Origin of the sequence: Paenibacillus sp. PDC88 (assembly GCF_900106725.1) — a bacterium.
GTDB classification, from domain to species: domain Bacteria; phylum Bacillota; class Bacilli; order Paenibacillales; family Paenibacillaceae; genus Paenibacillus; species Paenibacillus shunpengii.
On record NZ_FNNT01000005.1, the window covers coordinates 178,310 to 192,762 of the forward strand.

Annotated in this window: 14 protein-coding genes; 3 read left to right on the forward strand and 11 right to left on the reverse strand. The window is 49.0% G+C overall.

Annotated elements, in window-relative coordinates; genetic code table 11:
• Nucleotides 1-4 precede the first annotated feature (4 nt).
• From BLW49_RS16715 to BLW49_RS16730, 4 genes are read right to left on the reverse strand one after another with little or no spacing between them, the layout of a single operon-like run.
• Entirely contained in the window at nucleotides 5-811 is an 807-nt protein-coding gene (locus BLW49_RS16715) for an alpha/beta fold hydrolase (protein ID WP_076314755.1), read from the reverse strand.
• The gene (locus tag BLW49_RS16720) at nucleotides 811-1,674 is read right to left on the reverse strand and encodes a sugar phosphate isomerase/epimerase family protein (RefSeq protein WP_090725671.1); all 864 of its coding nucleotides are present in this window, start codon (nucleotides 1,672-1,674) and stop codon (nucleotides 811-813) included. The genes BLW49_RS16715 and BLW49_RS16720 overlap by 1 nt, the downstream gene beginning before the upstream one ends.
• Nucleotides 1,671-2,672 (reverse strand): zinc-dependent alcohol dehydrogenase, encoded by a 1,002-nt coding sequence (locus BLW49_RS16725; protein WP_090725672.1) that lies wholly within the window; start codon nucleotides 2,670-2,672, stop codon nucleotides 1,671-1,673. Before BLW49_RS16725 ends, BLW49_RS16720 begins: the two co-directional genes overlap by 4 nt.
• On the reverse strand, nucleotides 2,669-3,418 hold the full coding sequence (locus tag BLW49_RS16730) for a ThuA domain-containing protein (RefSeq protein WP_256209814.1): 750 nt from the start codon (nucleotides 3,416-3,418) through the stop codon (nucleotides 2,669-2,671). Before BLW49_RS16730 ends, BLW49_RS16725 begins: the two co-directional genes overlap by 4 nt.
• Before the next feature lie 144 nt (nucleotides 3,419-3,562).
• Between BLW49_RS16730 and BLW49_RS16735 the strand changes: the two genes are divergently transcribed.
• The gene (locus BLW49_RS16735; protein WP_177178763.1) at nucleotides 3,563-4,402 is read left to right on the forward strand and encodes a helix-turn-helix transcriptional regulator; all 840 of its coding nucleotides are present in this window, start codon (nucleotides 3,563-3,565) and stop codon (nucleotides 4,400-4,402) included.
• A gap of 136 nt (nucleotides 4,403-4,538) precedes the next feature.
• On the opposite strand, the gene BLW49_RS16740 is transcribed toward BLW49_RS16735, so the two are convergent.
• The 4 genes from BLW49_RS16740 to BLW49_RS16755 all read right to left on the reverse strand — a co-directional run bounded on the left by BLW49_RS16740 (nucleotide 4,539) and on the right by BLW49_RS16755 (nucleotide 7,898).
• Nucleotides 4,539-4,733 (reverse strand): DUF1450 domain-containing protein, encoded by a 195-nt coding sequence (locus BLW49_RS16740; protein WP_076314759.1) that lies wholly within the window; start codon nucleotides 4,731-4,733, stop codon nucleotides 4,539-4,541.
• A 14-nt stretch (nucleotides 4,734-4,747) separates the two neighbouring features.
• A complete protein-coding gene (locus BLW49_RS16745; RefSeq protein ID WP_090725676.1) occupies nucleotides 4,748-5,608 on the reverse strand; it encodes a helix-turn-helix domain-containing protein in 861 nt (286 codons plus the stop codon).
• 192 nt (nucleotides 5,609-5,800) lie between these two features.
• On the reverse strand, nucleotides 5,801-6,526 hold the full coding sequence (locus BLW49_RS16750) for a phytanoyl-CoA dioxygenase family protein (protein WP_076314761.1): 726 nt from the start codon (nucleotides 6,524-6,526) through the stop codon (nucleotides 5,801-5,803).
• A 445-nt stretch (nucleotides 6,527-6,971) separates the two neighbouring features.
• Complete coding sequence (locus BLW49_RS16755; protein ID WP_090725678.1) at nucleotides 6,972-7,898, reverse strand: helix-turn-helix domain-containing protein; 927 nt, start codon at nucleotides 7,896-7,898, stop codon at nucleotides 6,972-6,974.
• Between the two features lie 124 nt (nucleotides 7,899-8,022).
• On the opposite strand from BLW49_RS16755, the gene BLW49_RS16760 reads away from it, so the two are divergent.
• Nucleotides 8,023-10,740, forward strand: a complete 2,718-nt coding sequence (locus BLW49_RS16760; protein WP_090725679.1) for an MGH1-like glycoside hydrolase domain-containing protein — start codon at nucleotides 8,023-8,025, stop codon at nucleotides 10,738-10,740.
• Between the two features lie 62 nt (nucleotides 10,741-10,802).
• Here BLW49_RS16760 and BLW49_RS16765 read toward each other — a convergent pair whose 3' ends face one another.
• A complete protein-coding gene (locus BLW49_RS16765) occupies nucleotides 10,803-11,654 on the reverse strand; it encodes an AraC family transcriptional regulator (protein ID WP_076314946.1) in 852 nt (283 codons plus the stop codon).
• A gap of 98 nt (nucleotides 11,655-11,752) precedes the next feature.
• Nucleotides 11,753-13,150 (reverse strand): ADP-ribosylglycohydrolase family protein, encoded by a 1,398-nt coding sequence (locus BLW49_RS16770; protein WP_090725681.1) that lies wholly within the window; start codon nucleotides 13,148-13,150, stop codon nucleotides 11,753-11,755.
• Nucleotides 13,151-13,368: 218 nt separating this feature from the next.
• Here BLW49_RS16770 and BLW49_RS16775 point away from each other — a divergent pair, with 218 nt between their 5' ends.
• Complete coding sequence (locus tag BLW49_RS16775; RefSeq protein WP_371264577.1) at nucleotides 13,369-13,467, forward strand: AraC family transcriptional regulator; 99 nt, start codon at nucleotides 13,369-13,371, stop codon at nucleotides 13,465-13,467.
• 485 nt (nucleotides 13,468-13,952) lie between these two features.
• Here the strand turns inward: BLW49_RS16775 and BLW49_RS16780 are convergent, their stop codons facing one another.
• Entirely contained in the window at nucleotides 13,953-14,435 is a 483-nt protein-coding gene (locus tag BLW49_RS16780; RefSeq protein ID WP_090725682.1) for a small multi-drug export protein, read from the reverse strand.
• Nucleotides 14,436-14,453: the final 18 nt, after the last annotated feature.

Sequence of the window (14,453 nt, forward strand, 5' to 3'; positions counted from 1 at the left end):
CTTCTCAAGCCTCCCTCTGTTTCATTAGAAATGCTGTCGTAAGCCGATTGAACTCCTCCAACTGATCCCAATGGTGGGTATGCCCGCTGCCTCGGAAGACCGCCAACTCAGCATGAGGGATTTCCTGCTGGATCAATTGTGTTAGGGAAAGCGGTGTGAAAATATCCCGGTCCCCTACCGTTAGCAAGACAGGCACTTGAATTTCCCTTAGCCTTCCCATCGTATCGTGTGCGAGGCAAGCATCGCACTGGGCCTGGAAGGCGTGCACTGGCATCTGTCCTTTAGCGGCTGCAGCCGCTTGCTGCCTCAGGAGGAGATCATCCAAATGGTCCTCATGATATTGAGGAGTGAAGATAAACAGCTGCAGCAGGCGTTGGAATTCCTCTATAGGCAGAACGTCATACGCGGAGCGAAACGTTTCGAATATTCGTCTCGTGTAAGTATCACAAGCCATCCACGAGCAGTGCAAGGATAAGGAAAAGACCCGCTCAGGGCTCTCTAGAGCGACATGCTGCGCAATGGCACTGCCCATTGAGATACCGGCAATATGCGCTTTGGCAATACCAAGCTGATCCATAACCGCCAGCGTGTCCTGGGCCATTTGTTCGGTAGTGTAGGGTCCTGCTGGCTTATCTGAGCCTCCTGCCCCCCGGTTATCAATCCGTATGCACCGATAATGCTTCTCGTATTCTGCTGCATGCAGCTCCCACAAGGATCCGTCGGCCCCCAAACCCATCAGAAGAATGAGCGGGATACCCTTTCCTCGTTGCGTATAATGAATACGAATTCCATTTCGTTCGACATTCGGCATTAATCTGTTCCCCCTGCCTTAAGATGGCGACGAATATAGTCAATTCCGAGCCTGGCTGCATCATCGGTATGCTCGGAATATGCTCGCCAAATATGAAGCCGAGGGATCAGCCCCGGCACTGTTTGACTGAAGGCTTCGATGGTCAGCCATCCGTCATAGTCAATCTCCTGCAGCAGCCGGAACAGTGCTGGTGGAACCGCATGTCCTGAGCCAGGCACGCCTCGGTGATTCTCGGAGATGTGCACGTGATAAATGAACTCGGCGGCTTCCTGCCACGATGTCTCTACATCAGATTCCTCAATATTGCCGTGGTGGGTATCCGCCAGCAGGCCTACGTTGGGAAGTCCAACCTCACGGCAAAACCTCATTCCTTCCCGCAGTGTATTCACCATATACATTTCAAACCGATTCAGCGGCTCCAATGCAAGCCGAATGCCCAAATCCTGAGCATATTCCCCTGCCTCGCGAATCGTCTCTACGGCATAGTTCCACTCCTCTGGCTCGGGCCCACGTCCCGTGAAGCGACCTAATCCTTGAAATAGCGGTCCACAGAGCAGCTCCGCTCCGAGCTCCTTCGTGTTGCGGATAGCTAGCTTTAACGTGTCTGCCGCCGCTCTTCGCAGCATCGGATTCTTGCTTGCCGGGTCGGCGACGTTCGCATCCAAGGCGGCAATCGTCGTGCACTGAAGTCCCACTTCTCTCAGCATAGAAGCGATGCTCGAAGCTTCCGCGGCAGGGATGGCATCAGCGACCAGCTCGACCCCATCGAAGTCCCAATTCTTCAACTTCCATAGCAGCCCTTGGTGCTCCTCCGTTCTAAAGTTTTCTGTCCATAGAAGCGTGTTCATCCCAATTCTCATCATCGATCACCCCATGGATGTAGTAAGATCTTCCCGCTGCGCCCCGATGCCGATACCTCGAAGGCCTCTTGAATACGGCTCATCGGGAACGTATGCGTTATGAGCTGCTTCGCTTGGGGGGAGCTTTGAATCAGCTTGATGAGCTGAGGGTACTCGCGTAGATTATAGTGCCAGGAGCCGATCAGTCGAATACCCTTGCGCAGCAGATCCTGGCTGATCCGAATGGGAGTCTCTGCGTGGCATTCCCCGACAAATGCAATACTCCCCTTTCGCCGGACCGCATCGATTAGCAGACGGTGAGCGGCAACGGCTCCGGAGCAATCCAACCCGAAGTCCGGACCTTGTCCATCGGTCAATGACTTGATCTGATTCACCGCATCTTCCTGACGCGGGTCGATAATTTCATCGGCGCCGAGCCGCTTGGCAAGGTCGATGCGGTATTCGTTCGACTCTACCGCGATGACTCTCGCTCCGCGGTATTTGGCCGTTACGATGGCACCAAGCCCTACTGGTCCTAGTCCTGTAATGAGCACGGTGGAGAAGGCATCCACTCCCATCGTAGAAAAGGCCCCGTGTGACGGCCCTAGCGCGCAGCAGGCAAGCGATGCCTCGTCATAGCTAAGCTGATCCGGGATGGGAAGCAGCAGCCAGGAGGGCTTCGCAATATATTGGGCCATGGTAGGTGCGGAATAGGGAAAGCTGTGCTCGCAGTGGATGAAATCGCCCGTGATGCATAGCTGGCAACGTCCGCAAGGATACTGCGGCATGACGACAACCCTGCTGCCGACGGCAATGTTACTGCCCGAAGCTGTCTCAACGACCTCTCCTGCCGCTTCATGCCCCAGGCAGCTGCTTACATGCCCCTGCAGGAAGCTCTTGTATTCAGCGCACATTGGTGCCGTATGAATCTTCACCAAAGCCCAGCCCTCCGGCAGCGCCGGCTTTTCCCTATCCGTTATTACGGCAAGCTTCTCTCCTATGATTTCGGCTGCCTTCATCATCGACCCTCATCCTCCTTCAGCAGCCAGTGAATGGCATTGTTGATTAATCTTCGAAATTCCGGCATGGTGAACTCCTCCGGATGACCTAGGGTGGTCATGAATACATTGCCTCCCCAAGCATTCCTCCGGGTCCAAGCTACAGGTTGAATTCGAGGGGCATTGATCGTCTGCTCCTTGAGCTCCGGATCCACTGTATGACCGTTCAAGAGCAGCTGTGCTCCTTCAGGCGGATAGGGCAGTACGTGATACAGCCAAGACCGAACGTGAAAGCTTGACGGAAGCCCTTCCACTATGGGATGATGTTCAGCTCCCCGGCAGATCGAGACGTCAGTGCTCGATGAATGCCCATAGTGGCGAATCCAAGGCGCCCCAAGTACCTCGATCCCGAAGCGAGAATTCCATTCCTCCAGCGGATGTCCCTCCGGATAACGGAAACTATGCGTGCTGGTTCGAAAGCCTAAAATAGGCTTGCCAGATTGGACATAAGCGAGCAACGGACGAAACTGCTCCTCTGGCAGCTCGCGAAACCGTAGGTAGAGCACGATCAAATCCACTGAAGCCAGTTTCTCCAATCCCGGTAGATTGGCTGATTCCTTCGGTTCAGGAGAGGCAGTCAGTACTGTCACCCTCGCCCCATGCCCGTCGGAAATCTCCTTTGCTACCTGCGGTAAGGTTATTTCAGACATATACTCATCCTCTCCGGCAATAAATACAATGTGCTTGCCAGTTAGCGAATCTTTCTTCATGTTCAATATCCCGACCATCCTTTACACAAATCAATATATTCATAATTTGATTATAGCTTTCTCTTACTAACTTCACATGGACTAACCGTTTGACAATTTATCTTTTTCTTTTATGATAATTGTAAATGGCATAGGGGGATGAGTATGTCAAACAGCATCCAAGTTACTCTCATGGGAATCAACACGCCACACGAGCCTGATTTCATCTTAGATCGACCTGCCGGCTTCCATGCTTACGTGCTTTTGTGTTTTATGACTCCTTTCGTTGCCCGGACGGCGCAAGGAATGGAACAGGGCCGAATCGGCGATTGCCTTCTCCATGATCCAAGCTTCGGCGAGTATCACCGCTCGGCACCTGGAATGACGGATGGCTTTCGTAACATATGGTTTCACTTATCCGGAGAACAGGTTCCCCTGCTCGCGGAGCAATATGACGTTCCGTTCAATGAAATTATTTCTACAGGCGACCCCGGCTGGCTGCTGCCGACCGCACGTGCGCTGGAGCATGAGCTGTTTCACCGCAAGCCCTACACGGTGGAGCGAATTACCTTGCTGGTCGAGGACCTTTTCCTTCAATTAGGTAGACAGAAGAAGTTAACTCAGGAATTGGAATCATATACGCCCCTGGAGAAGGAGCTGCGATATAAGTTTACTGAGATTCGGGCACAGGTTCACTCCGAATATCAGGAGCCGTGGAACGTGGAGAGGATGGCTAAGCTTGTGAATCTCAGTCCGGAGCGTTTTTGGGTGCTATATCAGAAATTTTTTAAAGCAAGCCCCAAGGATGACTTGATTACCAAACGGCTGGAGGAGGCTAAGGTGCTGCTCATCAGCAGCAGCCGCAGTATCGAGCAGGTTGCCTTGGATTGTGGCTTTAACAGCGTGTTTTATTTCTCCCGAATATTCAAAAAGCGCAACGGCTATTCACCTAGCGTTTTTCGTAAAAACCTCGGCAATTACGACAAAGCAGGCCCTCTAGAATAGAGAGCCTGCTTTGATGTAATTGCCGGTAGGATTTAATTAGTTCCTTCTTACTGCTGTGATGCCCAGTTGTTCCATGCTTCCTTCGGTATGCGAGCTCAAACTTTCGCTGCTTATTGTTTGCCGAGCATAGTTGTTATCAAGCCTCACCTTTCTCCAGAGCGATTACCTGTCCGTCAAGTAGAGCGAAAGGTTGCTCTCTGCATTCGCGACATCGGCCCATACATCCGTTGACCCGGACGTCATATTGCTTATCTTTCAATTTCAAGAGATTATCGTACAGCTCGTGCCTCATCGTATTTCCAGCACAAAATTCCAGCCTCCGGCTTTCCATATTAGCTCCCCCTCCTAGAAGAGATAGTTTCTTGCATGTCTTTGCGTTTGTTCCCTATATTCACCAGGGGTCATCCCCTCTGCCTGTTTAAAGATTCGAATGAAGTAGGCGGAGCTGCCGAGGCCACATTCACCGGCTATCACTTCCAATGTATCGGAGGTGCTCTCCAGCTTCTCCTTTGCCAGACGAAGTCGCAGCGATTTGAGCATGTCCATCGGCGTAACTCCGTAAGTATCCCGAAACACCCGATCGAAATACACCGGATGCAGATGAACCAACTCTGCCAGTCTTTCCCTGCTAATCCTGATCGATAGATGTTCCTTCATATAATGTATTACTTTTGCGAACCGATCTTGGCTTGACATTGCTTCCTCTTCCCGTATAGGCCTGCCTTGCCGCTCCCATTCGAGAAGAATCAGATGAAACAAGCCGGACGTTTCCGCAAAAACGGCTTGATCCCGGAAAGGGTCCATCTTATCCTTCCACTTCGACAACATACGGTAAAACTGTAATACGTATTCCTCACTACGACTAAATTCCAGCGTAAGCGGAACCGGATACAAATGGAACAATTCCAAGTTCTGTGCCAATGTTGCCTGAAAGGCGAACCAGAGATGGGTTCCTGGCGTATCGGTCCACTCCGAGAACGTAATATTAGGCGGATGGAGCATCAGTGAACCGGGCAGCAGCTCCTTTCGTACACCCTTGGTCTCCGTGATGACCCTTCCTCTCTGGACAAAGCTGCAGGTCCAATAAGGAAAACAATAATCCCGGAGCTGTAAGGAAGTATAAGGAGCTTCCGCCGCAACAAGCACGGACAGCTGTAATTGGTAATGTATGCTTTTGCCTGTAACCGGCTGTAACGATTGATTCACTTTGCTCGATCTCCTCTTCTATTTCGAATAGAGATGCATCTTCTCGTATGACATCCATATAGAATTCGATGTCACTTTTGCCTAACCTCCTAAAATGTGCAATTTACCACCCCAATTGGAGCGCTTACTGTCATACGGACAGAAACGCAACACTATGCTTCTCACAACTCGGGAGAAGGCATTCATAGCCCGTTAGACCGTCAGTACCGGCTTGCCGTTTCGTGCAATGACAGGACCGTTGTCAAACTCTTTGCCAGTCCCTGGATCGAATGCGCCATCAACGGAGTATTGCATAATATAACCTTTACGGATCGTCTCGCTGCAATTTGGCGTGCTCCGATGGAAGAGCAAGGAATGGAAAGCCACCATACTGCCTTTGCGTAGAGGCACAGGAATGCCCGGATCCTCACCGAAATAACATTGCTTACCGACATCTGTATCTCGATGCTCCACCAGTCCTAGCTTATGCGTTCCGGGATGAATCCAAATACATCCGTTCTCTATCGTGGCATCTTCCAGAGCGAGCCAACAAGTTACGTAATGCTCCGGCTCAATCGGTCCATAGCCGTTGTCCTGATGCCACGGAAAGTCACGGTTTGCCTCCTGCTTCTTATAAGCGGACTGATCCCAATACAGCTTGACATTAGGACCTAACAGAGCGGTTAGGATAGAAACCATCTTCTCGTTCCCGACGAAACTGTTCATGTAGGGATCCTGTGCTGTTAAATGCATGTTAAAGCTGATCTTATTCTCTACACTGATACCTGACCGTCCAACCTGCTCCATTTTCCTTTCAAACTCTTCGTTTAAGCGGTCAACAATGCTCCGGACTTTGGCTATCTCTCCATCCGAAAACAAATCCTCAAAGATAATATAACCTTGCTCCTCATAATGCTGTAACTGTTCATCCGTAATCATAGTTAAGTCTCCCTTCGTTTTCTACTAAAGCCTTGCTCTCCCTCATTATGTTTCGATGGAGAATATCTCTCAATGGCTGGCATCAACCTGGAATTGTACCATTTCAACTTTATAGCCTCAGCTAGAAGTATCCTCCGGAGCAAGTAAACACTCCTGCGCAGATGTTTTTGCACAACAGGGGCAGCTCCCCTTCAGATCGCTTTTGACACTCCAAAAGTAATATAGAAAACTAAAAAAGAAGCAGTTCTTCAACTGCTTCCTTCGTAGATTAAACTCCTTATAAAATTCTATTTAGAAACGATAGGCTACCAAGCTGTCAGGGTCTAGTATTTCCCAGTTCTCAGGCGGCTTGCCGAAATCAGGAACTTCCATCATCTCGCCGTTATTCAACGATGGACCGCAGTCTTATTCATTAGATTAGTATGATAGATCACACCAGCACCTTTTAGAAAGCGGGATCAATAGGAGCCTTGGTTGGACGCCTTTCCTCAGAGCTGGATTCTACATCAGGTCCCCTCATAGCTAACTGAAAAGCTTTTGGCGTTGAATCGTTCCATCGCTTGAATAGCCTGTTAAAGTGGGATAGGTTGTGGATACCCACTTCGTACGCTGCTTGGGAGACGGTCCTATGATGAATGGTGAGGAGAATTTCAGCCCGCTTAATACGTTTATAATTCATGTATTCAACCATAGACATACCGATTGCCTTCTTAAAGAGGTGTGCAGTATGGTAATAGCTCATATTCAATAAACGACTTATATCGCTTGTTTTCAAGGGCTCGTTTAAATGTTCTTCTATGTAATCTAGTGCCGGCAGCAGTCGTTCCAATATTGGGCCCATCCTCCGCTCATTCAGATTCGGATCAGAACGAAGCAGCAGAAGCAGGATGGAACGGATACTATTCGATATGGCAAGCTCGAAGCCTGCCTCTTTCTTCTCTGCTTCCACATTAATTAATTGAATCTTATCGGATATTTTTTGGCGTAGGGTTGAGTTCACCATAATCACGTGATTTAGTGAGGTAAGCGAGTTCAGTGGATTGAAGAAATAAGGCATATATATCATAGAGCTGCGGTCCAATACCTGCTTCATCTCAAACTGGAGCACAAGATAGATCAGATCATGTTCATCATGATGCTTTTGAGAACGATGCATAATATTCGAGGGAATGAGCAGCACATCACCAGTACGGAGCGGGTAGCCTGTCTGCTCAATATAAATATCCATTCCCCCGTGAAGGATCAACAATAGCTCCGTCTCCTTATGGATATTCCATCTGGTCATTTCTTGGTTCCCCGTCTTCTGAACACGTATGATTCTGGCAGATAAGAATGGTGTCAAGTATTCCACTTTTTCCTTGTACACATCCACTATACTTCCCCTCCCGGTTTCATTGTAACAGAATCGTATCGATTTAGGACAGCTTTAGGAATCGTGCTTCCTCCCCCCTTGCAGTACACTGAGGGGGTATTGATATGGAAGGGAGCATGATTGCATGAAACCAATAGTCAACTGCTACGATCCGAGATTGCCGGATTGGGGACCATACTCCAAAAATTATGCAGGAATTTCACATATAGCCGACCAGGAGAAAGGGCTCCGCTTCGATCTTACTGCAGTACCGGGTATCTACCGCCGTAAGATCTGTCTGCCCAATGCCATGTACGAATGCGGCTACCATCCCACCGCATCTGCACCTGACTATTCCTACTACAGCCATCGGCATGTAATCCTCGAGAACAATCTGATCTATGGGGATATCTCCTTCTCGAAGATATCTGAATCAGCCCGCCTAATTCGATGTGAGTTTGTCAACTGCACCGATCTGCTTCAAAGCTTGACCCTTCATCTCATGGCCTCTCTGCATCCCTACAACCGGAGCAACAAGCTTTATGGTTATGACCTATTGCGGCCTGCCGAGGTGAAGCTGCCAGATGGGGCCTTGTGGGTGGATGCGCAGGATTATACATACATTCATATTGGAGAGGAACGGATGAATCAAGGCTTAGTTTCAGGTGGGGGCAAACGGGGAGAAGCCCTAGAACATGGCTTCGTCAGAGGCTCCGGAGTATTCATCGGTTATCAGGCTGATGATGCCTTAACGTATCGTTTCACTTTGCCTGCTGCGATGAAGGAGACGACTTTACTCATTCGCTGCCGTCTTGGGATCGACAGCCGTTCTTGCCTGCAGCTGTGCATCAGGAATGAATGTGGCTTGCAGCATCATCAAACGATCGAAGTTAACGGCGGTGAAGAATTCCTGCTGGTTCCGCTATTGTGGGGAGAATCGCCAGAGGGTGTCTATGATCTGCATATTGTAGCGAAGGAAGGCGGCCGCCTCCTGCTTGACGGTTTTGCAGTTGTGGAGCTGCAAGCCGCGGATCAGGTGTATTTTAAGGAGACAGAATGGAATCTTGTTCCCGATCAGCTGCCAGGGCCGGATGAACACAGCGTTTTGCTGAAGTATGAGCATACGGAACAAATCTATGGAATCAAGTGGCTGGGTGGGAAAGCACATCTGCGCGAGATCCTGAATGAACCTTTGGATGAGTTCATTCGCATTCACAGCAGAAGAAACTCCACCTCGACCTTTGTCGGGAACCGTCTCGGACATTATACGGAAATCTACATCCATCCGGTCCAAGTGGAGCCTCAAGGATCTCGTACCGTTTATGCCTTGGTCTGCAGCGGTACGCAAGAAGAGGTCCTGCAGCAATTGAATGCCTTCCCCGGGGACCGGGAAGCATGCGAAAGGATATACCTGACTCAACGAGATACGGCGGTCTGTCTTCCGCATAATTCGGCAGGTTCAGAATACGTGCAGAGCCAGCAACTTATGGTAGCCACCATCATGCAGAATGTAGTTTATCCAGTCTATGTGAGGGGTAACTATATCCGCCACTTTACGCCCGGGCACTTCTGGGATTCCTTATATACATGGGATTCAGGCTTTATCGGCATTGGCATGAGCTCCTTCTCGCTCGAACGGTCCATCGATGTGCTAAACACCTACGTTACCGATCCCGGAGATCGCCATTCTGCCTTCCTGCACCATGGTACGATCCTGCCTGTGCAACATTATCAGTTCCAGGAGATATGGAATCGGACTTTATCCAGGGAGCTGCTTGCATTCTTCTATCCGCGACTGCGTCAGTATTATCACTACTACGCCGGTCATTCCATAGGATCCACTATGAGACTCCCCTCCGGGCTGCTTCGACCCTTCGATTACTTCTATAACTCCGGCGGTTGGGATGACTACCCCGCCCAGGAGCATACCCACGAGGCCCGGCTTGCAGACCGCACAGCCCCTGTCGTCAGCACATCCCATGCTATACGAATTGCCAAGCTCCTCCGGATGTGTGCCATTGAACTGGGAGGTCTGGATGAAGATATCGACTTATATACCGGGGATATTACGGAGTGGACAGCACTGCTCCATCAACAATCATGGGACGAGGAGTCGGGCTACTTCGGCTACGTACATCACAATGAGAACGGTCAGCCGACAGGTATACTCAGACATTCAAGCGGCCAGAACTTCAATATGGGCTTGGACGGCATCCAGCCCCTGGTTGCAGGCGTCGTAACAGAGGAGCAAGAGCGCCGGATCATCGGGCATCTTACATCTTCCGAACGGCTCTGGAGCAGCGTTGGAATCTCTACTGTAGACCAGAGCGCCGCTTATTACAACCCTAACGGGTATTGGAATGGCTGTGTCTGGATGCCTCACCAGTGGTTCATCTGGAAATCCTTATTAAACTCTGGCTACAGCGAGCTGGCCGAACAGGTCGCACGCACCGCCCTTAACACGTGGAAGAGCAATGTGGAGCTTACTAATAACACAGCGGAGCACTTTATAATCGAGACTGGGACAGGTGCAGGCTGGCACCATTTCAGTGGCTTATCCAGTCCGGTAGTACACTGGTTCACCTCCCTCTACACACCTGGAACGATTACCGGCGGTTTCGATATATGGAATAAAGCGATCCAGTTTGCTGAAGGATATCGTTCTGCTGCTATCACGCTTCAAAAGCACAATGCGAACCGCTCGCGTCTTCTTGTTGTACTGAATGAGGATCTTGATTATGAAGCCTGCACGGACGAAGGGGTTTCACTGGAGCTGCGGAGTTTGCATCCAGGTACGATTGATATTGCACTGCCAGCCGGAGTTTGGCAGGGTACTATACTTATTCGCTCGACAGGCAGATGATTATAAAGGATAACAAACAGGCGCAGAAGCATGCTTCTGCGCCTGTTTGTCTGTTCTAACCTTCAGAACTTAGTTAGCATTATGCGTCGATAATCTTCGGGAGACATATCCACGAAATGTTTAAAATTGCGATAAAAGGTGGCCATACTTTGAAATCCGCAATCATAGCATATCTCGGTAACCGGCATAACGGTCGTTGCTAATAATCGTTTGGCATGTTGTATTCGAAGCGTGGACATATAGCTTTTGAACTTTCTCCCCGTTGCCTCCGAGATTAATCGGGATAAATGAGACTGGCTTATATGAAATATTGAAGCCAATTGAGACAAGTTGATTTCTTTCTGGTAATGCTGATCCATATACTCCAGTACCGGTCTGATATGCTCGTAATTTCTCATGCCATCCAGCCATGTCGTATTGCTGATCTCTTCTTTGGACATGCGAAGAAGCTCCACGCATATCGACATCAGCAAGCTTTTGACCGCCGTCCGATAACCTGGAGCACGCTGCTTTTTCTCGACATAAATCTGTTTAATCATCGACCGCAGACGTTCCATAACGTCGGTGTTGCCGTGCAGCCGATTTTGAAAATGAAACGGGTAATAACGAAAGGGTACCATGAGCTCAGGCTCTTCTTTGGCAAGCAGCCCCGCATCAAAGTTAAAGAATAGGAACTCACAAGGAAAGCCTTCATCCGATTGCGCTATATGATTTTCCAGTATGTTCACAATGAAAATATCGCCCGGGACTACGGGGTAGACCGTATCGCCAAAATAGAAACGCCCGCTCCCGGACAGACACAAACCCATCTCGAAGCTTTGATGATGATGCTGAGTCTCCAGCTCAAAGCTTGGCGTCCATTTGAAAATATTAATCGGAAGTTCATTATCTTCGTATGTAATGTGCAGAATCATAAGCAATACCTTCCTTAGACCATATTCCACTTTCCTTCCATTGTAATCGAAAAGCGCCTGAACGAGGAAGGATACATCCTCATTCAGACGCCGTAGCGTTAATTTTTTGCTCTCTGCTGCTCCTTCAATTTCAAATAGACTTCGTGACTTCTTCGAGCACACTCCGATATGGCAATCGGGTGAAAGCCGATAACAGCCGAATATAGGGTGTCATGGAGAGGTTCTACCCAGTGGCTTGGCAATGACTTGGCCCCAAGCGAGGCTCCCATAATTGAACCTACCGTCGCTCCATTGCAATCCGTATCCCACCCGCCTAATACCGATGTCGTTATCGCCTTATTGAAATCACCCTTTGCAAATACCAGAGAGGCAGCTACCAGCGCGGCATTATTATTGGTATGCACAGGATCATAATGATTAAAGGCATCCCAGATCTTCTCAACTAAGGCGAGCTGGTCTTCTGTACTTTGCGCAATTTCTACAGCTTGCTGAATATCATGGGCCAGACGGCAGTTTGCAGGGATTTCGCTTAGTCCAATCTCTACGATTTTTACCGGATCCGATTCCAGGAATGCAGCCGCAATCATAGACGCTACGAACATCTCACCATAAATACCGTTACGAACATGTGAGAAGGAGGCGTCCCGCCAAGCGAAATCGGCCGCTAACTCCGGTTGGCCTGCTGCCCCGTAAGCGAAACCGTCTGCACGAATCTGTGCGCCAATAAACTCGCGGTAAGGATTCAAATACGTACGCACCCATTCTTTCTTCTGCTTCCAATCCGCCGGCTTGCCTTGTTCCCCATAATGATACGTGACTTGGGCAAAGTTCAGATAGGACTGCGTTTCGGCCGTACAGACTTGATTATAGGACAAAACTTCATGCCAGAGCTTGCCAATATCCCATGAATCCCAATCAAGTCCTTTTCTTTCCAGCATGATTAAACCAAGCACGGTGTAACGAATATCATCATCTGTCTCCATATAGGAAATACGTTCTCTTGTGCTTGCGGACCCCCACGAAGCAAGCTCGATCCCGTATTCATCCTTTGCCGTGGAGTGCCCGGGAGTATAACCGTTAATCGGATATGCATCTGCTCCCTTGAACCATAAATGCACGTTCTCCCAACCCGCTCTGCCATGCGATCCTGCCATGAAATTGGGCCATTCCAGCGGTTTTCCCAGCGCGCAGCCAATGGCTCTGCCAAGCCATGCGCCATAGAACTTGTCCGACCATTGCTCATGGGTCAGCTCTTTGTCCAGTTGACGGGGACCGTTCGGACGAAGCCGCCGGATTTCCTCCAGTTCATCAGGCTCGTCTTGATTGGGTTGCTGAGGCTCCAAAGCGCATAGTTCCGCATAAATGTCCATTAACTCCGTTTGGTTGTCGCCGGAAGCTTCAATTCGCTCTAAAAATCCATCCACCAAGCATGTCTCATCGCTGCGCTGCTTCACTTCCGCGATCAATAAATCTTTTAGTCCAACCCATCCGGCCATCTTATTACCTCCAATAGTGTATTTCCCTCTACTTCGAGTCTATTGGAGAATGGACCGGAATTCTTCCCAAAATATGCGCCTTATTCTCATTTCTTGTGAAATCATCTATATGAACGTCTCATTGAAATTTCTAAGCTTATAATGGCCAGTAATCATAAAATGAGAGGAATGCGCGAATTCGAAATGTCTTCATCTTATTTAAGCCGCTTCGAGAGGTAATTGCGGAGGTAGGCTACCAGGATACGCCGAATTTCATGAGGAAATTCAAAAACCGGGAAGGTATTACGCCGGGACAATATCGGCAATATTGGCGTTAGCAGATGAATTGTGAAATGAGAAAGGAACCGCTGGAGCTCTCCGCTCTGGCAGTTCCTTTTTTTGCATAAGCACAGCCTACAACGCAAACAATTTGAACCACCTTTGAATCTCCTTTGAGGTATGATCAGCATGTTTAAATCGGATGAGAAAATTTCTACACATCAAAAAACTGCAGAAATGCATCCTTTCGAGTCTCGTATCACATCACTGCGAGAGTAATGCTGCGGTTAGAATAACTCCGCATAACTGTCAGGAGCTTGCTCCGAGCCCCCCTCTTTAGTGCCATCACGACAGACTGATTCTCCTGTGGGAATGTGGTTGTGGTGACTTTATTCTAGACGAATCAGTCCGTGGGCCATTTTTATATTTTTTTGAAATAGGTGTCGCACTTCATATTACAATCCGTCAAATAATATCTAAATACATAACCCTCGATACATCCATGCTTGCAATGAATCAAGGGTTCTCTTTTATTTCCTTAGAATTACTTTATAACATTTATTCCTAACAGCACCAGTATCCCCATTCCGACAGCCCATACGACTATGGCAATCGTCTGCCAAATCATCACATATCGTTTCGATGCACCCGATGCGATACAGACTAAAGCCGCAATATGGTCTCCAATCAACAAAGGACCTAGTAGCGACACTCCGGGAACACCGTACTTTTGGAATAGATTCTGCCCGCGTTCTAGACGTTTATTTTGTTTTTCTTGTTTACGTTCGGACGATTTTCTTCTCTGCAGCCACTGCCTTACGCGATCACTAGCCAGGATAACAACCATAACCGAGATCCAGTTTCCGACGATTGCCGCTACGATCGTCATCACTGCAGGGAACCCGAGCGCAATCCCTACAGGTACTGCAAAGTATCCTTCGAGAAAGGGGATCATTCCTACGAGCATAACCCCCAGGAATTGTAATATCGGACTCGAATCTTGCAGCTGTTGCAAAAATTGTTCCAACTTGCCATCATCCTTTTC

Bases quoted from the DNA above. Each gene is read 5' to 3' on its own strand.
- BLW49_RS16760 (WP_090725679.1), top strand. From the start codon at position 8,023: ATGAAACCAATAGTCAACTGCTACGATCCGAGATTGCCGGATTGGGGA.
- BLW49_RS16730 (WP_256209814.1), bottom strand. From the start codon at position 3,418: ATGAAGAAAGATTCGCTAACTGGCAAGCACATTGTATTTATTGCCGGA.
- BLW49_RS16750 (WP_076314761.1), bottom strand. From the start codon at position 6,526: ATGATTACGGATGAACAGTTACAGCATTATGAGGAGCAAGGTTATATT.
- BLW49_RS16725 (WP_090725672.1), bottom strand. From the start codon at position 2,672: ATGATGAAGGCAGCCGAAATCATAGGAGAGAAGCTTGCCGTAATAACG.
- BLW49_RS16740 (WP_076314759.1), bottom strand. From the start codon at position 4,733: ATGGAAAGCCGGAGGCTGGAATTTTGTGCTGGAAATACGATGAGGCAC.
- BLW49_RS16720 (WP_090725671.1), bottom strand. From the start codon at position 1,674: ATGATGAGAATTGGGATGAACACGCTTCTATGGACAGAAAACTTTAGA.
- BLW49_RS16715 (WP_076314755.1), bottom strand. From the start codon at position 811: ATGCCGAATGTCGAACGAAATGGAATTCGTATTCATTATACGCAACGA.
- BLW49_RS16765 (WP_076314946.1), bottom strand. From the start codon at position 11,654: ATGATTCTGCACATTACATACGAAGATAATGAACTTCCGATTAATATT.
- BLW49_RS16735 (WP_177178763.1), top strand. From the start codon at position 3,563: ATGTCAAACAGCATCCAAGTTACTCTCATGGGAATCAACACGCCACAC.
- BLW49_RS16770 (WP_090725681.1), bottom strand. From the start codon at position 13,150: ATGGCCGGATGGGTTGGACTAAAAGATTTATTGATCGCGGAAGTGAAG.